Source organism: Thalassomonas sp. RHCl1, assembly GCF_947387555.1.
In the GTDB taxonomy this organism is placed as follows: Bacteria; Pseudomonadota; Gammaproteobacteria; order Enterobacterales; family Alteromonadaceae; genus Thalassomonas.
Window position 1 is genome coordinate 45,107 of sequence record NZ_CANDNZ010000018.1, and the last position, 16,586, is coordinate 61,692.

The 16,586-nt window shown below is 42.7% G+C and carries 20 protein-coding genes; 10 read left to right on the top strand and 10 right to left on the bottom strand.

What is annotated here, in order from left to right:
* Nucleotides 1-18: 18 nt before the first annotated feature.
* The 5 genes from QL234_RS28665 to QL234_RS28685 form a co-directional block, all read right to left on the bottom strand.
* Nucleotides 19-1,056, bottom strand: coding sequence for a PDDEXK nuclease domain-containing protein (locus QL234_RS28665; RefSeq protein WP_281561164.1), 1,038 nt, complete (start codon nucleotides 1,054-1,056; stop codon nucleotides 19-21).
* The gene (locus QL234_RS28670) at nucleotides 1,049-1,237 is read right to left on the bottom strand and encodes a helix-turn-helix domain-containing protein (protein WP_281561165.1); all 189 of its coding nucleotides are present in this window, start codon (nucleotides 1,235-1,237) and stop codon (nucleotides 1,049-1,051) included. Before QL234_RS28670 ends, QL234_RS28665 begins: the two co-directional genes overlap by 8 nt.
* A gap of 179 nt (nucleotides 1,238-1,416) precedes the next feature.
* Nucleotides 1,417-1,722, bottom strand: a complete 306-nt coding sequence (locus tag QL234_RS28675; protein WP_281561166.1) for a hypothetical protein — start codon at nucleotides 1,720-1,722, stop codon at nucleotides 1,417-1,419.
* Between the two features lie 109 nt (nucleotides 1,723-1,831).
* Nucleotides 1,832-2,200, bottom strand: a complete 369-nt coding sequence (locus QL234_RS28680; protein ID WP_281561167.1) for a hypothetical protein — start codon at nucleotides 2,198-2,200, stop codon at nucleotides 1,832-1,834.
* A 17-nt stretch (nucleotides 2,201-2,217) separates the two neighbouring features.
* On the bottom strand, nucleotides 2,218-3,255 hold the full coding sequence (locus tag QL234_RS28685; protein ID WP_281561168.1) for a hypothetical protein: 1,038 nt from the start codon (nucleotides 3,253-3,255) through the stop codon (nucleotides 2,218-2,220).
* 708 nt (nucleotides 3,256-3,963) lie between these two features.
* On the opposite strand from QL234_RS28685, the gene QL234_RS28690 reads away from it, so the two are divergent.
* From QL234_RS28690 to QL234_RS28705, 4 genes are all read left to right on the top strand, one after another.
* Nucleotides 3,964-4,251, top strand: coding sequence for a helix-turn-helix transcriptional regulator (locus QL234_RS28690; RefSeq protein WP_281561169.1), 288 nt, complete (start codon nucleotides 3,964-3,966; stop codon nucleotides 4,249-4,251).
* On the top strand, nucleotides 4,235-5,563 hold the full coding sequence (locus tag QL234_RS28695) for a HipA domain-containing protein (RefSeq protein ID WP_281561170.1): 1,329 nt from the start codon (nucleotides 4,235-4,237) through the stop codon (nucleotides 5,561-5,563). The genes QL234_RS28690 and QL234_RS28695 overlap by 17 nt, the downstream gene beginning before the upstream one ends.
* Nucleotides 5,564-5,807: 244 nt before the next feature.
* Entirely contained in the window at nucleotides 5,808-6,791 is a 984-nt protein-coding gene (locus QL234_RS28700; RefSeq protein ID WP_281561171.1) for a hypothetical protein, read from the top strand.
* Nucleotides 6,792-6,922: 131 nt separating this feature from the next.
* On the top strand, nucleotides 6,923-7,165 hold the full coding sequence (locus tag QL234_RS28705; protein ID WP_281561172.1) for a hypothetical protein: 243 nt from the start codon (nucleotides 6,923-6,925) through the stop codon (nucleotides 7,163-7,165).
* A 232-nt stretch (nucleotides 7,166-7,397) separates the two neighbouring features.
* Here the strand turns inward: QL234_RS28705 and QL234_RS28710 are convergent, their stop codons facing one another.
* The 3 genes from QL234_RS28710 to QL234_RS28720 form a co-directional block, all read right to left on the bottom strand.
* Nucleotides 7,398-7,733 (bottom strand): DUF6795 domain-containing protein, encoded by a 336-nt coding sequence (locus QL234_RS28710; RefSeq protein ID WP_281561173.1) that lies wholly within the window; start codon nucleotides 7,731-7,733, stop codon nucleotides 7,398-7,400.
* Between the two features lie 12 nt (nucleotides 7,734-7,745).
* Nucleotides 7,746-8,102 carry a DUF6795 domain-containing protein gene (locus QL234_RS28715; RefSeq protein ID WP_281561174.1) on the bottom strand — a complete coding sequence of 119 codons (357 nt, stop codon included), beginning with the start codon at nucleotides 8,100-8,102 and terminating at the stop codon, nucleotides 7,746-7,748.
* A gap of 384 nt (nucleotides 8,103-8,486) precedes the next feature.
* Nucleotides 8,487-9,365 carry a hypothetical protein gene (locus QL234_RS28720; protein ID WP_281561175.1) on the bottom strand — a complete coding sequence of 293 codons (879 nt, stop codon included), beginning with the start codon at nucleotides 9,363-9,365 and terminating at the stop codon, nucleotides 8,487-8,489.
* Nucleotides 9,366-9,588: 223 nt separating this feature from the next.
* Here QL234_RS28720 and QL234_RS28725 point away from each other — a divergent pair, with 223 nt between their 5' ends.
* On the top strand, nucleotides 9,589-10,263 hold the full coding sequence (locus QL234_RS28725) for an RES family NAD+ phosphorylase (protein WP_281561176.1): 675 nt from the start codon (nucleotides 9,589-9,591) through the stop codon (nucleotides 10,261-10,263).
* Nucleotides 10,264-10,303: 40 nt separating this feature from the next.
* On the opposite strand, the gene QL234_RS28730 is transcribed toward QL234_RS28725, so the two are convergent.
* Together QL234_RS28730 and QL234_RS28735 are read right to left on the bottom strand one after the other, a co-directional pair.
* The gene (locus tag QL234_RS28730) at nucleotides 10,304-10,909 is read right to left on the bottom strand and encodes a hypothetical protein (protein ID WP_281561177.1); all 606 of its coding nucleotides are present in this window, start codon (nucleotides 10,907-10,909) and stop codon (nucleotides 10,304-10,306) included.
* 161 nt (nucleotides 10,910-11,070) lie between these two features.
* Nucleotides 11,071-11,835, bottom strand: a complete 765-nt coding sequence (locus QL234_RS28735; RefSeq protein WP_281561178.1) for a transporter substrate-binding domain-containing protein — start codon at nucleotides 11,833-11,835, stop codon at nucleotides 11,071-11,073.
* Between the two features lie 183 nt (nucleotides 11,836-12,018).
* On the opposite strand from QL234_RS28735, the gene QL234_RS28740 reads away from it, so the two are divergent.
* From QL234_RS28740 to QL234_RS28760, 5 genes are all read left to right on the top strand, one after another.
* Entirely contained in the window at nucleotides 12,019-12,858 is an 840-nt protein-coding gene (locus QL234_RS28740) for a DUF350 domain-containing protein (RefSeq protein ID WP_281561179.1), read from the top strand.
* A 211-nt stretch (nucleotides 12,859-13,069) separates the two neighbouring features.
* Nucleotides 13,070-13,789 (top strand): sigma-70 family RNA polymerase sigma factor, encoded by a 720-nt coding sequence (locus tag QL234_RS28745; RefSeq protein ID WP_281561180.1) that lies wholly within the window; start codon nucleotides 13,070-13,072, stop codon nucleotides 13,787-13,789.
* Between the two features lie 86 nt (nucleotides 13,790-13,875).
* The gene (locus tag QL234_RS28750) at nucleotides 13,876-14,544 is read left to right on the top strand and encodes a hypothetical protein (RefSeq protein ID WP_281561181.1); all 669 of its coding nucleotides are present in this window, start codon (nucleotides 13,876-13,878) and stop codon (nucleotides 14,542-14,544) included.
* Nucleotides 14,545-14,561: 17 nt separating this feature from the next.
* Nucleotides 14,562-16,043, top strand: a complete 1,482-nt coding sequence (locus QL234_RS28755) for a peroxidase family protein (RefSeq protein WP_281561182.1) — start codon at nucleotides 14,562-14,564, stop codon at nucleotides 16,041-16,043.
* Between the two features lie 55 nt (nucleotides 16,044-16,098).
* Nucleotides 16,099-16,560, top strand: coding sequence for a hypothetical protein (locus QL234_RS28760; RefSeq protein WP_281561183.1), 462 nt, complete (start codon nucleotides 16,099-16,101; stop codon nucleotides 16,558-16,560).
* Nucleotides 16,561-16,586: the final 26 nt, after the last annotated feature.

The window sequence follows — 16,586 nt, forward strand, 5'->3', positions numbered from 1 at the left end:
TCAGCTGATAAATAAATGCTATTTTAATTTGTTATTACTATATTTTTCTTGAGCGTGGCTAATAGCTTGCTGTAAACGCTGATGTAATACTTCACGCTTTGGTAATACCGCTAAATATTCAGCAACATGAATACCGGCGTTGTCCATTTCCAACAGTTCTATTTGTTCTTGATTCTTTTCGGCACACAAAATAATGCCTAATGGCGGCTGCTCACCTTCCTGGCGCTCGTATTTATCTAACCAGCGTAAATATAATTCCATTTGGCCTTTATAGTGCGGCTTGAATTTACCTAATTTAAGGTCAATAGCGACCAGACGTTTGAGCTGCCGGTTATAAAACAATAAGTCGATATAAAAGTCGTCACCGTCTAATTGAATGCGCTTTTGCCGGGCAATAAAAGAAAATCCTGCGCCTAATTCCAGAATAAATTGCTCTAATTCTCGTAAAATAGCGTCTTCTAAATCTTTTTCCAAGTAGTGGTCATTGAGTTCTAAAAAATCTAATACATAGGGATCTTTAAGTACTAAATTTTCAGTAACACGCCCTTGTTCGGCTAATTGTTGTAGTTCTGCTTTGATTAACTCTTCTGGTTTTTTAGATAAAGCCGTGCGTTCAAATAGCATGCTATCGATACGCTCATGTAAAGTACGAACGCTCCAATTTTCACTGGCACACATTTGCGCATAAAATTCACGGGCAGATGGCTCTTTTATTGAAATAAGTAATTTAAAGTGACTCCAGCTTAATTGTCGCCACAGTGTAGCGACAATTTCTGCGTCGGGAAAAACCTCGGCAAACTTCATGATCCTGCGCAGTTGTTTCTCTGAAAATCCTTTACCAAATTCATTGGCTAACTGCTGAGCCAAGGTAACTACAACTTGTTTGCCATATGCTGCACGTTCGCCCTGTAATACTTCCTGGTTGATACGTTGGCCAATTTGCCAGTACATCATAGTTAACGCAACATTGACCGCAACCGAAGCTTGCTGTTTAGCTTGAGTAATTAAATTTTGGATGTCAGCCAGTAGCACAGCTTCTGCTCTTAATTCAGTCATTATCTGCCACCTTATTCTTTTGCTGTTCTATCCATGCTTCTAAGTCAGTCATTTTGAAGCGCCAGCTACCACCTACTTTAAAACCTGGAAGTTTTTTCTCGGCAGCCAAACGGTAGGCTGTTTTTTCTGTCAGTTTTAAATACTCAGCAACCTCTTTCAAGGTCATGATTTGATCGGTCATTTTATTACTCTCAAAAGCTTGATGGGAGAATATGGGAAAATTAGGGAATAAACAAGAAATTGATTTTTAGTTATCTAAAGCCCAGCTTAGTTTGTTTTACAGATAGGCTTTTTAATTCATTCATTGATATATAAACCAACCTAGTACATCAATGCACAATGTCATTACCACGGATAAAACTAATACCCTAAGATCGCATTATGTAAATATTCCCTATAAACAAAAACCGGCCCTAACAAATAACTCATTACGTCATAACCCAATGCGTACGGCACTACCACACTGGCAAAAATAAACACGCCATAGAGAAAATAAAACGTATCACCAAGTGCACGAGAGAAAAGTACAAACCCCAACAAAAGCAGCCCTATATAGGCCAAGAACTCAAAAAAGCCGAAAAACAGTAGAAGTAACGTCACTATAAAGAAGAACAGGTTGGTAGCTTGAATCAATGCAGGGCTGTTATAAACCACCACCCTTTTCATTACCAATTCACTTAAGAAGTAATTCCCCTTAAAAAGCAACAGAGTAATAATTATTTTTAGTATTAAAGCCATTTGTAATTAAGAAAGCGCGAACATTAAATGAGTGTGTTTATGCCTCCATCTTTCTTAATAGATAAATAACTCCAACCGATCCAATAAATAAAGCAACACTTGCCATGAAAAAATAAAAGCTAAAGATAAACAAACGCTGTACTTTTTTGGGAACTTGATCTCTTTTTTCTAACATGCGCATACGATGAGCATGCCATTTGCTACAAAATACGATTGCGTAACTTAAAATACCATGGCCTGCCAGAAAAATATTTAAAGAATAAAATCGATGCCCATCAAGTATGTTCTCAACATAAGGCAACCATTTGGATTTTAAATAAAAAGCAAAACACACCCAAATAAAGATACCTAAAAAAGCAACAGCACAAAACATTGCTGCAATATAGATAATGCTTTCATTACTCATTGTTACCTAACTCCATGTTAATGCTTGGTATTCATCTCGTATACTACTTTACCTATCTCTTCTCCGCCAAGCCCTCCAGCCAATCCTCCAGCATAACCTCCACCAGCACCAACAACTAAAGCACACCAAAACATGCTTGTACCACCCGTTGGTAAACTGAACACTAAAGAACAAGCACCCACAGTAGCTACATAACCAAGCCCTATTCCACCTAACACATTACCTACCGCTTTTCCGGTTTCATTGTATTTGGTTTGGCGGCACTTTACATCTTCACCAGCTGTACAAGCTTTCCGAATATTGATGCTGGCATCCAGTCCCGTCAATGCCATGCCAACATAACCAACACGTTTCAAGTTCTGTGACATCTTTGCGATGGCCTCATAATTTCTCGCAAAGTTAGGTATGGTTTCGGCAATACCCCCTAATTTTTTCCACTGGCGAATCGTACTTTTAGAGCTAAGCCCGAGATTAGAACGGATATCACCGGCAACTATTCTGCCACTAATTTCGGGTTGAACTAATCGGCCTAAAGCAGCATCTAGCCGATTAAAATGTGTTCTACGACGTTGAAAGAATATCTGATTATTTAAATTTCCCTGTCGGTTATAACTGGTAACATAAGTTTCTTCTATATCTTCCAAAATGGCTTTCACCTGCTCTACATGAGCAGACCATGATGTATTGGCCACTCCGAGCAATAACCCGGAATAAGTTCCGATACTAGAGAGCAGATCATAGCGTTTTGCCAATATTTCTCGTTCTGATGCATCAAGCTTCAGTAGGGTAAGATCAACTTGCTTGGCAAGGGTTAAAAACTCTTGCTCTTCTATCGTGCATTGAGTGGCATCCGCAGGAGAAAGCAGTACCACCTGCCCAGGCCATACAGTGTCATTTTTTATGTGAGAGTTAACCAGCTTAAAATGCTCGTAAACTAATGGCTCAGGAAAGTTATAGAGAATCATAATCAGTTGATCCACCGGCATTGATTTCTCAACGATATGAATAGCGTATTCTTCAGGTATAGGCGTAGGATCCAGGTTTGCAGTAGTCATTTTTCATTCCTTTGATTTCTGACTTCAAGCATTGTGACATAGCTAGCAATGCAGCTATTAAAGAATAGAGTATAAATGAGCTATTGGTTAGGGGAGGAATTAATTAGCTAGAGTTGACATTGAATTGACTCATAATAAATGTAACCGAGTTATCGGGAGCTGTATTATGAACCCAAAAGAACAAAAAGTTACTTGATCGCCACCAAGCATTAATGTGAGGCATCCACAAATTGATATCCCTTAATTTCGATATGGGGCCATAAATAAACTTTACAATTTATTAGAAAATATATGGCGAAATTTGTATAGCTAATGTCCGTAATGCACTACCCGGACTTTACGGCTATATCGAGATTTAGTGATAAAACTGTCTGATGGAGTAAGAGCCAAAACAGTTTAGGTTGAGGTATACAATAAAGTCAAAATCGATACATTTAACAATGATTATGAACATTAATCATTGTTGCAATTTTACTTAATGTACAATAACTAATACTCCTGCACATTAGTCATTTAATGACTTTAAGCTTTATCTTATTCGAAAGAGATTCTGAGCACACCTCCTCCAATACTACATATAAAATCCTAATAAAGGAGGATTTTAATAACTAGCCTTTTAACACTTAACAATAATCCTCTTATAATAGGATTATTGTTATATATGAAAATATTGGATATATTAATCCTAGTTAATTAGGATTTAAGTTGATGGCCAAACGAGTTATACCAACAGAAGCACCGGACTCTTCCCTTCCCATAAATATGGAACGTTTGGGAGAATTTGTGCGCTTCAAAAGAACCTCCTTAGACTTATCCATTGAAAATGCAGCAAGTCTCTGTGGGGTATCAAAACAGGCTTTTCATAACCTTGAGTTGGGGCTGGAAAGTGTAAAGTTGGCGACTGTATTTAAAATCCTTAATAACCTGGGCATCAGTCTTTGGTTTGATAATAAAGTGGCAGAGAACACTCAGGAAGATAATGATGACTGGCTCTGATTCATTACCCAAACTTTCGGTATATAGTCAATCAGAAAAAGTCGGTGACTTAGTGTTCTCTGAACCTGGCTTATGTACATTTATCTACTCTGAATATTGGAGAGAACACAGATTTCCGATATCTCCTGCTATCCCATTTAATGAAGACTACGCACCGAAAACTATCGCTAATTTTTTGAAAAACCTTTTTCCCGAAGGCGATGCTTTTGACACCTTACTGCATAGCCAAAATATATCTCAAAAAAATCTCTATGCCATATTGAAAACTATAGGCATGGATACTGCGGGAATTTTGTCTTTTTTCCCCGATGAATATAAAGCAGAACAAACCCAACTAAGAGAAGTAACAGCAGAAGAACTAATAAAAAAGCTGTCATCGGGTGATATCCAGGAATTAACTACATGGGATGGAAAATATCGCTTATCCGTTGCCGGGGTCCAAAATAAACTCAATGTATATATAGATCCGGCAAACAAATTTATGCTTGCCGATGGTAAATATTCAAGCACTCATATATTAAAGTTTGCCTCTGACAAATATAAAACCATCGTTATCAATGAATTATTTTGCATGTCACTAGCGCGCGAAGCAGGGTTGAAAGTTGCAAACGTATCCTTTAAAAAATTTGGGGAACACAGCGCCCTGGTTGTTGAAAGGTTTGACAGAAAAAGAACAACTGACGGCGTAGAAAAACGCCATATTATAGATGCCTGCCAGGCATTGGATCTACCACCTGAATTTAAATACGAACAACAATTCGGTAGCGGCCGTGATGTTCAACATTTAAGAGACGGCGTAAGCTTTAACAAGCTCTTTTCATTCGCACAGCACTGCGCTATTCCTGCAGCAGTAACCCGGCATTTGGTTGATTGGCTTATATTTAATCTAATTATTGGTAATAGCGATGCACATGGCAAAAATATGAGCTTTTATCTTGGAAAAAGCGGAATAACAATAGCCCCACTTTATGACTTGGTATCAATAACTTATGAAGCATCAAAAAATAACAAGCTCGATACCTCATTGGCTATGGCTATCGGTGATAATTTTGATATTCATACAATTACCGCTTACGATTTATTAACGCTGGCCGATGAAACAGGTATTCCGTTTAACTTTTTAAAAAAACGCATAGATAAGTTAACAACCTTTGTTTTAAAAAGAGTTGAACAACTCAATTTCGATAATTATGAGCTAAGCGAACAGCATACCTCGGTTATAGAAGAACTAAAGTTGATAGTAATTCAACAAGCCAACAGGCTTTTAAGTGAATCACGAATTATGGACGCTGTTGCAAAAGAAGCTTTTTAGCATTTACCTGATGATATTCCTGTTTAATCGTGAGCGCCCGGCAAAACAGCAACTCCCCCTGCTGCTTTTTACTTCTGATAAGGTGTTCATTTATCAAACAGATATGCTTTAATAGTACCAGCGCCTGCACAGCTTTATACTTTTACGGATAAGAGAAAAGCAAGCAATCAAAATTGAGCGACTATACTAAGCAAAAACACAAAACTGCTCATAATTGCTAACTCAGCTTGAAAAGGATTTTAAAATGAGTGAAATTGTCCTCACCAACCAATTACTGGGCCGCCAGGCCTTTAAAGATCAATGCGGTATAGAGCTGAACCAACTCAGGGATATTCATGGCCGTACACCTGAATATGCTATAGGTAATACGCCTTATCTGTTGGAGCCTCCTTCCCCTCATCAGTCTGCCGCCGGTTTAAGTGCCCTGAACCAGCTTGCACCTATGTATATTTCCCGGGATCTTGCCAACCTTTCACTGTCTTTTGGCAGTGAGAATGTTTTGGCCCTGGCTGAAATAAGAAAAAAGCTATACGAGTTTGGGGTTGGCTCTATCGGCGCTGCCACCAGCTTTCATGGTAACAATGCCAGCGCTTTCCTCAAAGCAGTACAAAAATACCAAGATGCCTTAATGCAATACCGGGTTGCTATAGAAGCCAAGTCTCCCCATAGGCTAGCCGCAGAGCAAAAAGTCAATCATGCCTATAAAGAGTTACAAACGAAGTTTCAGTATGAAATGGAGTCGGTAACGGCTCAGGTAAAATCTCGGCGCGGTACAGCACTCAGTAATATTGAAAGAGGGAAAAATATAGCCAGAAGCAGCCGAAATGTCACTAAACTGGATGTTACCAGCCAAGCACAAGCAAGTGAGCTAGTCCAGCTTACTAAATACACCAAGTTCTTAGGTAATGGCCTGGCGGTGATCGACTTTACCAGCCGTGTAGGCAATATTCAAAATACCCACAGAGCTGGCGGTAACTGGCACCGTCAACTTTTTATTGAATCAAGTGCTTTTACAATAAGTGCTATAGCAGGCACAGTAACAATAAATGCGGGAGTTCATGGGCTAAGTTTATTACTAGCAGCAACTCCGATAGGTTGGGTCGGATTAGTAATTGGCGGGGCTTTTGTTGTTGGTGCTGCCGCCGGAGCTTCTATGTATGGCAACTACAAGCTTACCAATAACAGTGGTAAATACTATGATGAAATAATGGCTTGGATTAACAAATAATGAGTTACTCGACATTAATATTCGTTTTTATTCTTTGCTGTACAATAATATCCTGGCTTCTTTTCGTCCTCTTTGGCCAACTAACAGTAAGAAAACTAAGAAAAAACCCGAAAACAATGCATAAGTTGGGTATGGAATTGGTCAGCGGCTGGGACATTATCAATGTTGCCCAGTCAATTGCTCTACCGAGTTACCTAATAAGAAAGTTTAGAAAAACACAGATGTCTTTTTTTTACAGCGATGCCGATTTAATTATTCAACATACCAGTAAATTTGATCGCATTTTAGCAAGGGTATTTTATTGGACATTCGCAATAACAGGCATACTAATACTGGTTTGGTTAGCGTTAATGGCAACAGGCGTGCTGGAATAACTTAGCCATGCTTTGCCTGGAAGAGTAGCTGGATTGGCAGCAATACCAATCGACGAAAGCTCGCTATATTTCAAGCACTTAATGGCAGATCGACCATGATGATTAACTACTCATCTATTATTTCAAAATCGTTTTGCCAACGGCAAATGCTATAGTCGCAATGGGGATTATTGGGATCTTGCTTATTGGCAAACATAAATGCAACACATGGATTGTTTAAATCCGCATTTAGCTAAGCCAGCTTTTTATTGTAGGCTTCTATTGGTTGGATACCGGGCAAGAAAGTGCTCCAGAGTTCATAAAACTTATTTTGATAATTAATGCCTATAACCTGCTTGGTAAATTGCTCGGCAAAGTTCCAGCTTGGGGCTTTAGTTCTTACATTAACCGCAGGCATGCTAAAACATCCCTGTTCGTCGGTGAAGGTTGTATCGAAACGTTTTTTTTCGTCGATATAATACAGCTCACGTTCAATTTTTACTCCAACCAGGGGCTTACCGTTTAATAATATTTTGCCTGCTATTTCAGGCGACAGGTGGGCATCATACTTTTTGAATAAGCTAAACATTGAAATTCTTACCTATGTTTCTTCAACCGTTCTGAAAATTTCAAAGTCTTCAGGCCAGCGGCAAATACTGCGGGCACAATGCGGATTGTTGGGGTTGTGTTTATTCATAAAAGTAAAAACAACACATGGGTTAGCCAGGTCCGCATTTAACTGGGCCAGCTTTTGGTTATAGCTTTCAACTGGTTCTATTCCCGCTAAGACGGTGCTCCAGAGTACATGAAATTTTTTTTGATACTCAATGCCGATAATTTGTTTTGTTCTTTGCTCGGCAAAAACCCAACCGGGAGCTTTAGATCGTATGTTGACCGCTGGCATGTTAAAACAGCCTTGTTCATCTGTTAAAGTGCTGTCGATACGTTTTTTTTTCATCGATGTAACACAGCTCACGCTCAACTTTTACCCCTGCAAGGGGCTGGCCGTTTAACAATATTTTTCCTGAGACTTCAGGCGATAGGTGTGCATCATATTTTTTAAAGAAGCCAAACATTGCTTTCCCTGCATGTATTGAAAATAGATAAAGTAATGACCTTCTTGCCGAAAGCAAAAGCAGCTTATGCTAAGCCGAAGGGCAGTCACAATAGCCTGTCTTTTCACGGGTTATAACATAGCGGCAGATTGTGAAATACTTCTGGGATACCTGCAACATTAACCATCATACGACACGTATGTTCAAAAAACCAACAAAGCAAGCCTCTAACCGGCTGCTATTTACGCTGAGCTTTTCTCTGGCTGGTTAACGTTTTGGCAATGCCGCTATCTGGCGGAGTTTTCGTTGCTTTCCTGGTCAAATTCCATGCTGTCACAGTAATTTATTACATCCTCGAGAATAAACTGCCTACGCTCAGTCAGGTGAAACAAGTCATTAATCAGCCGGATCACAAAATCCTTGGACTGCACTATCTGATTAAAGCGTTTTCGCGCCTCGGAGGCTGGTAAATCAAGGTCTAATTTCTTTCTTAATGCGCTTTTGGAAAGCCCTTCTTTTCTTGCCTGTTCCGGGTTGGTCAGCACCAGCAATGCACCGCGAACCGCTTCAAGGTTATCGTATTCTGAATGCACCTTGATGGCTAAAGTTGAGCCGCTGATATCCGCTTTATTGACAATAAAATTCCGATACAGGGCACTTAGGTCTTGTTCCATTTCCCCTAAGCTTATCGCCCGGTCATAACCATAATAAAAGGCATATGGGGTTTTGCTGTATTGCTCAAGATGCCGGGTAAGTTCAAAGGAGTGGCAGGCGGCAGCGATCACGGTCAACTGGCCTCGGGCGGTATAAATCACTTTTTCAAACAAGTCGATTAACTTGAGCCAAGGCACAAAGCTGCCGTCTGTGCATTTTAGCCCTTTGTCTTTGCTGCCGTGGCCCAGCAGGTGGATCAAGGGCAGCTGGCCCATTTCTGCATCTATAATCACCTTAAGAAAAGCGTCATAACACTGCTCGATATTATTGATAACAAAGGTTTCAATTATTTCTGACGGCGACCTTCCCTTGGCTGACGAGTAGTTGGCGGCAATCACCATATCCTCCTGCAGCCGCCGCACCACGCCGCTTTCGCTTTCATCGAGAAAGTTAAACACATAAATTTTGCTTGCCGGGCTTGCAAAGGGCTTTCTTAATTTCAGCTTACTCATAAAAACAGATACTCTTTTGTTTTTGCACTACAGATGTTGTTATCACCTCAGCTATCAATGAGGCTATTTGCAATAAAAACAAGAATAAGGAGCTAAATATAACGAAAGTCCAAAACGGGTTTGCTTATCACAGGGCATTTGATGATAATTCCCCTGCCCTGGCAAATACAGCCTATCAGCATTTAACAGCAGGGTAAATTTAAGGAATTTCAAGAGCACAGCCATGAGTCAGACAGGGAAGCAGCAAGCAAGGGATAATTTTGATGCCAAAGCGCTCACCGCCTTGGTGACGTCTCTAGCGCCCGGCAAACTAAAAACAGCTGAAATGGCCGTCACCTACCGGGTCCAGCAACAGTTTTACAACCAGCAAAAAAGTGCTGCATTAAGTCTGTTTTGCCCCGAGAACGAACAGCAAAAAGGCCGCTGGAATGGCCGTCAGCAAGACTTTGGCATGACCTATCTTGCCAACAGCCCCAAAGGCGCCTTTGCCGAAGCATTTTCCCATGTTACGCCCGACCCCAAAGAGGAAAGGTTTTTTGACAGCCAGATGCTGACGCCGCGGGAAATCAGCAAGGTGGTTTTTACCGGGCCGTTAACCCTAATCGATGTACGCGCTTTACTGCCCCAGCTCAAACTCAGCGCCCAGGACATTGAGGGTGATGATGTTTATCATATCACCCAACCCCTGGCAGATGCCCTTTACCAGAACTTTTCCGGGTATTGCCACGGCATCCTTTATTCTTCCCGCTGGTCGGGAGATTTGCTCGACTGCGCCGCGATCTGGTCTCATCCAGCTATCGAGCAAACAGAACAAACGCCCCTTGATGACTTTGAGTACCAGGGATATGATAGCTATGAAATACTGTGCGAACAGCTTAATTTTGCTTTTACCGGTTAATACAAGCCGTAAAAATAACGGGGAATATCACACTTAGGGATTAATAACCCGGCTGCCCTACCCGGCTGGCGTACTTGATAACTTGTTGAACGGCTTCTTTATTAGGATTTTTTTGCAGGAAGTTACGGGGAGATAAGTTGTCCAGGCCGCCGTGTTGGTTTAACCAGAAGGTACACATCATCGACGGCCCTACTTGCTGTGCCTGCAGCGCTAAATTAACCGTGTCCAGGCCAAAGATTTCAGCGCCGGTTTTATCGTCTAACTGAAATACCGGTATGCGCGGGGTGGAGCCTTCGTTGATGGCGATTAAACTGCCTTTTTTGATCTTGCCGCTGATGTGTTGCCTGCTGACCCCGGCAAGTTCCGCGTATTTGGTTTGGGTGACGGTGCCGCCATAAGTGCCTAAAAAACTGATAAACTTTTTTTGCCCTTCCCGCTGCATTTCCAGGCGTTTTATCAGTTTGTCGTTTTTATAGGTACTACGGGTATGAATAGACAACAACTGTTCAAGCAACTGCTGGTCGGTCAGGGTGGAGGCATCGTTGACATTGATGTCTAACACATTATCGCTTTCTAAATGATGTAAGATGTTTTCTACCCGTTTATATAAAAAAGCATTATCTGCTTTCAGCGCCAAGTTACTCATACCACCACCTTTACGTATTTTACAACTACATATTAGTAAAAAAAGTAAACTTTGTATATTAATAATACACTAAAAACGAAAAATTGTTGCCGCTATGGTTAAGCTGGCCGAACCGATCAGCGCTGTGTCTTTGGCAAAACAAACGGGGGCATCGACAGCCGTTATTGCTCAACCGCACGGGAGTAGAACTGCTTCATTAATTGCCGGTATTCTTCGGTGGCGACAATCTTAGTCAGCGCCTGCTGAAATTGTCTTACCAACGCCGGATCAACTTGTTTACTAAAGGCAAAGCAGGTAAAGGCTGTCGGGAATACAAACACAGTTTCATAATCATCTAAGTCCCCTCCCCATTGAATAATCATATTGTTGGCCGCCTGCTGGTCGTAGGCGATCATTTGAATACGACCTTTGGCCATCAATTCCAGGTTGGGTTTCATGGTGACATTGCTGACGATATTAATGGTAGAAGAGAGTTGTTCCATCAGCAGCTGTTCGGCAATATCAAAGCGCACTGTGCCTATGGCATACTGGGCTAGTTCGTCAAAGCTGCTAACTTTAATACGGCTGGACTTCAGGGCGATCAGCGCATTGGTGTCTGTGGTTTCTATCGGGCAGGCCCATTGGAATTTATCTTTGCGCTGCTTGGTTTTGGCAATGGCAAACAACACCACATTATCCTGCTGCTCCAGGTTGCGGTAGGCCCGTGCCCAGGGTAACACCCGGATTTTTTGTGGTTTTACGTTAAGTTCCTGCCAGATTTTCTCCAGCAGCACCACAGACAAACCAGTGAGCTTGCCATGTTCGGTATAGTTCAGCGGCGGATATTCTTCGGTCAGATAATCCAGCCGTTCAAAGTGCGAAGCGGAGCAAGGTGTTGCCAGCACCGCTGAAATTAGAAATAAAAATCCGCTAACTATTTGCCTCATTTGGATAATTTCCATTTTAAATCCAGTGGCCAGTATAATAAATCCAAGGGTAAAAGTCTGCTCTTGCTTTTGGGGCCGATATCCGGCGCTTTACCGGGTGTTGATGATAGCGCCAGCTTGCTCTGGAGCTTCATTTATCCTTGTGCTAGACTCCTGCCCCCTTTAAAAATCAGAACAATAAACATGGGTATTTCAATCTTAACCTACTTGTCTAATTTAGCCTTTATCGGTGTATTTTTGATTGTAATATTTGCTTCCAGGTGGCTTTACAGCTTGTCCACCCCCTACAACACCTTCAGCGAAATCATAGATAAAAAAAATCTGGCCCTGGGCGTTTCCATTATGGGCTTTATCACCGCGAATACTATCATTTACAGTTCGGTGATCACCGGTCTTGGCCAGGAAGTGCAGGCAGATTTGATTACGGTTTGCCAATATACGGCTTTGGGCATGCTGCTGTTGCTGGTATCGCGCCAGGTTAATGACAAGATTTTATTGCATTCGTGTTGCAACCACAGGCAAATCATCACCAAACAAAGCCTGTCCGTCGGCATGGCCCAGGCAAGCTGTTATATCACCTCCGGCCTGATTATCGGCGGCGTGCTGATGAGGGATGGCGATATATTCTCCGCCCTGGTCTTTTACGCCCTGGGCCAGGTCTCCCTGGTGCTGTTTACGAAAATTTATGACTTGTTTACCAACTTTTGCCTGATACAGGAGCTGGAAAGCGGCAATATCGCTGCCGGCACCAGCTTCTCTGCCACGGTGATCGCACTGGGTATCATTCTGTTGCATGCCCTGGGCGGGGAATTTGTTTCCTGGCAGTCGAGTATTGCCTCATTTGCCCTTGATGCGCTGATCGCCTTTATCATTTTGCCTGTGGTCAGGGTGCTGGTAGATAAGCTGCTTATTCCCTCGGTCAATATCGACTACGCCATTAAAAAAGAGCACAACGTCGCCGTTGCCTTGCTTGAAGGCGCTGTGGCGATCAGTGTAGCCCTGGTGATCTTTTTTGCCTTGTAGCTCAAGGCAGAATAACCCTGCTTAACACCTCGCTAATACGTCAAAAGTGACGTACGTTACTTTTGACGTATGTCACTTTCGAATGGCTGGCTTTATAGCAAATAAAACCGATAACTTTTCTCCTCCCGGCAGCTATTCTTCCTCGGTCCGGTAAAGCTTCGTCTATAATGTAGCTACTATTTCACAGGTATATGCTCGCAATAAGGTTTATATGGCGAGAAAAGAAAACGAAACCGTTGAATTTTCTGCTGAAACTATCCTGAAAAGAATCAAAGAAGGCGACCGCTCAGCAGAAAGGGCCCTGGTCAGGCACTATTGGCGCGGCTTACACTTTATTTTACTAAGCAAGTGCCAGGATCCCGAACTCACCAATGATTTACTCCAAGACAGCTTCGTTGTCATTATCAATAAAGCCCGGGAAAACCTCATCGAAAATCCGGCAGCCCTTGCCCGCTATATCCGCCAGGTAGGCGTTCATTTACTGATTGCCCATTTCCGCAAAGAAAAACGCCGCGCCACCACGGCCAGTGAAGACATTCAAATTTACAGCGACGATCAAATTCCCGGTTTATTCAGAGAACTCAGCTCTCAACAAATATTTAACAAGGTACAGCAGCTTGTCGATGAAATGACAGTACCAAGAGATAAGCAGCTATTAAGGGATTATTTTGTCTACGGCAAAAGCAAACAGGAAATCTGTGCAGCCATGGATTTATCTGCCGAGCATTTTGACAAGGTATTGTATCGCGCCAGAAACCGGTTGAAACAGCTGGTACAAATAAAGCTGGGTTCAGACAACTCTCTGCCCGATCTGCTGGAAGTGCTAATTTTTATCGGCATCACTTTGGCCCAGGTGAATACAGCTCCCTTACCTGCGGACAACACCAAGATAGCAATTTATTTAATGTTAGTGAGAGAAGTTCAAACCTAGCGACACTTAGTAAATCAGCACAATAAACCGGTTTAAGCTTAATCACTGAGGTGCTCGGGTCTACCGTTAATAAGAAGTGAAGCATTATGGACTCAAAATATATTAAAGACAAAAATGTCATTGCCAGGTACTTACGCGGTGGACTCACCCCGGAAGAAAGCATCGAATTTGAAGAATACCTGATAGATAAACCCGAGTTAATTGAACAACTTGAGATAGATAACCAGCTTATGAAAGCTTTACCCGAAGTAGATTACAGTAAGAATGAAAGCAAAACTTCCCTGCTTGATTTCTTAATGACGCCGCTGCGGGCCAGTTTTGCCACCGGAGTTAGCTGTTTATTGGGAGTTTATTTGTTTACCTTATACCAAGGCGGCATACCGGCCTCCCCCGAGGGCCTGGTGGCCAAACAGTCCCAGGTAGTTTTTCTTGACACTTTTCGCGGCAGCGCCAATGAACAACACGTTTCCCGCACCATACCTTTGTCAGCGGGCACAAACAGCATCAGTATCGGCATCCCAGCAGAGCCGGACTATCCGACGGTAAAATACAAAATACAAGTCAGCCACAAGCAGATCCCTCAGGGGCAGTTCAGTACCGAATGCCGCCTGGCGGATCAATCCGGATATTTCTTTATCACCCTCGAAGGTCAGCCGCTGCAACCGGGCTTGTATCTGATAGAAGCAATCCCCTGTCATGACAAGCTGGCGCCGAAACGCTTAAACATCACCTTAACCCACCAAGAGTCCAAATAAGCACAGGAGGACAACACATGAATCAAATGTCACAGATTAAAGGCAGCTTCTTCTCATTGTTTAACCTGCCGCCGACCCGGTTTAAGGAAGAGGCGTTAACCAAACTGGGTGAGGTGATCACACAAGTCAGGATAGACGGTCCCAGCCCGGTTGATGCCGGTTATGTTTATTTGGGCCAGTTTATCACCCACGATGCCACCCGAATGAAGCGGGGCGACAGCGATCATTTTGAACCGGGTGAAGTCCCTATCAATGAATTGCAGCAATTGAGAACACCGTCGCTGGAATTGGATAGTGTTTACGGCGAAGGCTTTGACGATCCTGACGTTGCCGTCGATAAGCAAACCGGCAAAATGCGCCTTGGGCCCACCTATGATGCCGACGGCAGACTAAGGGCAGAAAACGACCTGCCCAGAGGAGAGGGTTTGCTCGCCCAAACCAAGGATAACCGTAATGATGAAAACCTGATCATTGCCCAGCTGCATGTACAATTTTTAAAGCTGCACAATTTCTTCGTTGATAAAATAGTGGCCAAAAGAAAGCAAAGACCGGATGCCAAAGCACTATACGAACAAGCCCGGAAACTTTGCATCCTGCATTACCAGCAGGTGGTGTTATATGATTTTTTATATGAAATGATCGACGAAAAGGTCTGGAAATACATTGTCAGAGATAAAAAAAGGAACCTGTGGAACACCACTTACGCCGAAGAAGCCCGTATGCCGCTGGAATTCTCAGCCGCAGCTTTCCGGTTCGGCCATTCCATGGTCAGGGGCGACTATACCGTTAACGAGACTATCGGCAATGTCGACCTGAAAACCTTATTTATTATGACCGGCAAAGGCGGCATGAACGGTCATGCGGGCCTGCCGGCTGATTATGTTATCGACTGGAAGCTCTACTTTAGCCAGCTTCCCAGGGAAGACCCTAAACCTGTGGGTTTTAACCTTGCCGAAAAGATTAACCTCTCCCTTTCTTTTATTCCGCCTTTTCGAAAGGGAAGGATGAAAATTCCCCTGCTGAACTTATTGCGCGGCAATGAGTTGTCTTTGCCCGATACCCAGACGCTAATGGCTTTTATAAAAAAAGAGCATCCCAAGCTGACTAAAGCCCTCAAATTGAAATTACTCACTAAAAGTGAATTAAACCCCAAAGTAGAGATAGTCATTGACGGAAAAACCAAAAAGAAAAGAATTTTGGATCATGTCGGCAAGAAATATGGTTTTGATAAAAAAACTCCCCTCTGGTATTACATTCTGGCGGAGGCGCAAAGCCAAACCAAAAAGCGCAGAAGCGGGCATAAGCTGGGCACACTGGGCAGCTTGATTGTTGCCGAAGTCATCTATTCGCTGATCTTACTAAGCCAGCCGTCAATTTTTGATAAACCTGCCAGGAAGACAGACTATATCCCCACAAAAACAGGCAACAATGCAGGAGAAACACACTTTAAATTTATTGATTTACTGTCAGCCATCGACCCTGAACTGGCAAAACCCTGACACCGACAGCAGTTACCGATACCGAACTTTACTTATGTAATAGAGGAATAAACTGATGAATCAAGCAAAACAAGTCACCAGCAAACGGGAAATCAAAGGCTCTCCCCTACCGGATTTCCCTCCGCCTGTTGCCACCCAGAAAAAGGTGATCAAGCGCTTTACCGATACGGTATGGATCACCAATGGCGAAAACACCAAAACAGAAGATCGCAGCAAAGACAGGTACTATCCCAGCAAAGGCGGAAGGTTGAAATTTTCTCTGGTCGAAAAAAATGGTGATATCTATGCCACAGTCAAGGTGTTAGAGGGTGAACCTTTCGAATCCCGGACCGCCATGGAAAGCGCCTTCTTCAGAGTGCTGGGGAATGAGCTGATCTCAAGTCCCATGATCATTCAAATCGGCGTACCCGGCCTGGCGCTGAGCGAAAGGTTAACCCTGAGCGAAGACGGCAAAAAAATGACCCATCATTTAACCTTCTCCGACGGTGTTCACGGTTCCTGGGTTTGCGAAAAATAGCAATAAAGGAAAAAGTTGCTGACGAT

What these genes read in the sequence shown, in the direction of transcription:
- QL234_RS28665 (WP_281561164.1), bottom strand. Translation starts at nt 1,056, where the DNA reads ATGACTGAATTAAGAGCAGAAGCTGTGCTACTGGCTGACATCCAAAAT.
- QL234_RS28670 (WP_281561165.1), bottom strand. Translation starts at nt 1,237, where the DNA reads ATGACCGATCAAATCATGACCTTGAAAGAGGTTGCTGAGTATTTAAAA.
- QL234_RS28675 (WP_281561166.1), bottom strand. Translation starts at nt 1,722, where the DNA reads ATGAAAAGGGTGGTGGTTTATAACAGCCCTGCATTGATTCAAGCTACC.
- QL234_RS28680 (WP_281561167.1), bottom strand. Translation starts at nt 2,200, where the DNA reads ATGAGTAATGAAAGCATTATCTATATTGCAGCAATGTTTTGTGCTGTT.
- QL234_RS28685 (WP_281561168.1), bottom strand. Translation starts at nt 3,255, where the DNA reads ATGACTACTGCAAACCTGGATCCTACGCCTATACCTGAAGAATACGCT.
- QL234_RS28690 (WP_281561169.1), top strand. Translation starts at nt 3,964, where the DNA reads ATGGCCAAACGAGTTATACCAACAGAAGCACCGGACTCTTCCCTTCCC.
- QL234_RS28695 (WP_281561170.1), top strand. Translation starts at nt 4,235, where the DNA reads ATGATGACTGGCTCTGATTCATTACCCAAACTTTCGGTATATAGTCAA.
- QL234_RS28700 (WP_281561171.1), top strand. Translation starts at nt 5,808, where the DNA reads ATGAGTGAAATTGTCCTCACCAACCAATTACTGGGCCGCCAGGCCTTT.
- QL234_RS28705 (WP_281561172.1), top strand. Translation starts at nt 6,923, where the DNA reads ATGGAATTGGTCAGCGGCTGGGACATTATCAATGTTGCCCAGTCAATT.
- QL234_RS28710 (WP_281561173.1), bottom strand. Translation starts at nt 7,733, where the DNA reads ATGTTTAGCTTATTCAAAAAGTATGATGCCCACCTGTCGCCTGAAATA.
- QL234_RS28715 (WP_281561174.1), bottom strand. Translation starts at nt 8,102, where the DNA reads ATGAAAAAAAAACGTATCGACAGCACTTTAACAGATGAACAAGGCTGT.
- QL234_RS28720 (WP_281561175.1), bottom strand. Translation starts at nt 9,365, where the DNA reads ATGAGTAAGCTGAAATTAAGAAAGCCCTTTGCAAGCCCGGCAAGCAAA.
- QL234_RS28725 (WP_281561176.1), top strand. Translation starts at nt 9,589, where the DNA reads ATGAGTCAGACAGGGAAGCAGCAAGCAAGGGATAATTTTGATGCCAAA.
- QL234_RS28730 (WP_281561177.1), bottom strand. Translation starts at nt 10,909, where the DNA reads ATGAGTAACTTGGCGCTGAAAGCAGATAATGCTTTTTTATATAAACGG.
- QL234_RS28735 (WP_281561178.1), bottom strand. Translation starts at nt 11,835, where the DNA reads ATGAGGCAAATAGTTAGCGGATTTTTATTTCTAATTTCAGCGGTGCTG.
- QL234_RS28740 (WP_281561179.1), top strand. Translation starts at nt 12,019, where the DNA reads ATGGGTATTTCAATCTTAACCTACTTGTCTAATTTAGCCTTTATCGGT.
- QL234_RS28745 (WP_281561180.1), top strand. Translation starts at nt 13,070, where the DNA reads ATGGCGAGAAAAGAAAACGAAACCGTTGAATTTTCTGCTGAAACTATC.
- QL234_RS28750 (WP_281561181.1), top strand. Translation starts at nt 13,876, where the DNA reads ATGGACTCAAAATATATTAAAGACAAAAATGTCATTGCCAGGTACTTA.
- QL234_RS28755 (WP_281561182.1), top strand. Translation starts at nt 14,562, where the DNA reads ATGAATCAAATGTCACAGATTAAAGGCAGCTTCTTCTCATTGTTTAAC.
- QL234_RS28760 (WP_281561183.1), top strand. Translation starts at nt 16,099, where the DNA reads ATGAATCAAGCAAAACAAGTCACCAGCAAACGGGAAATCAAAGGCTCT.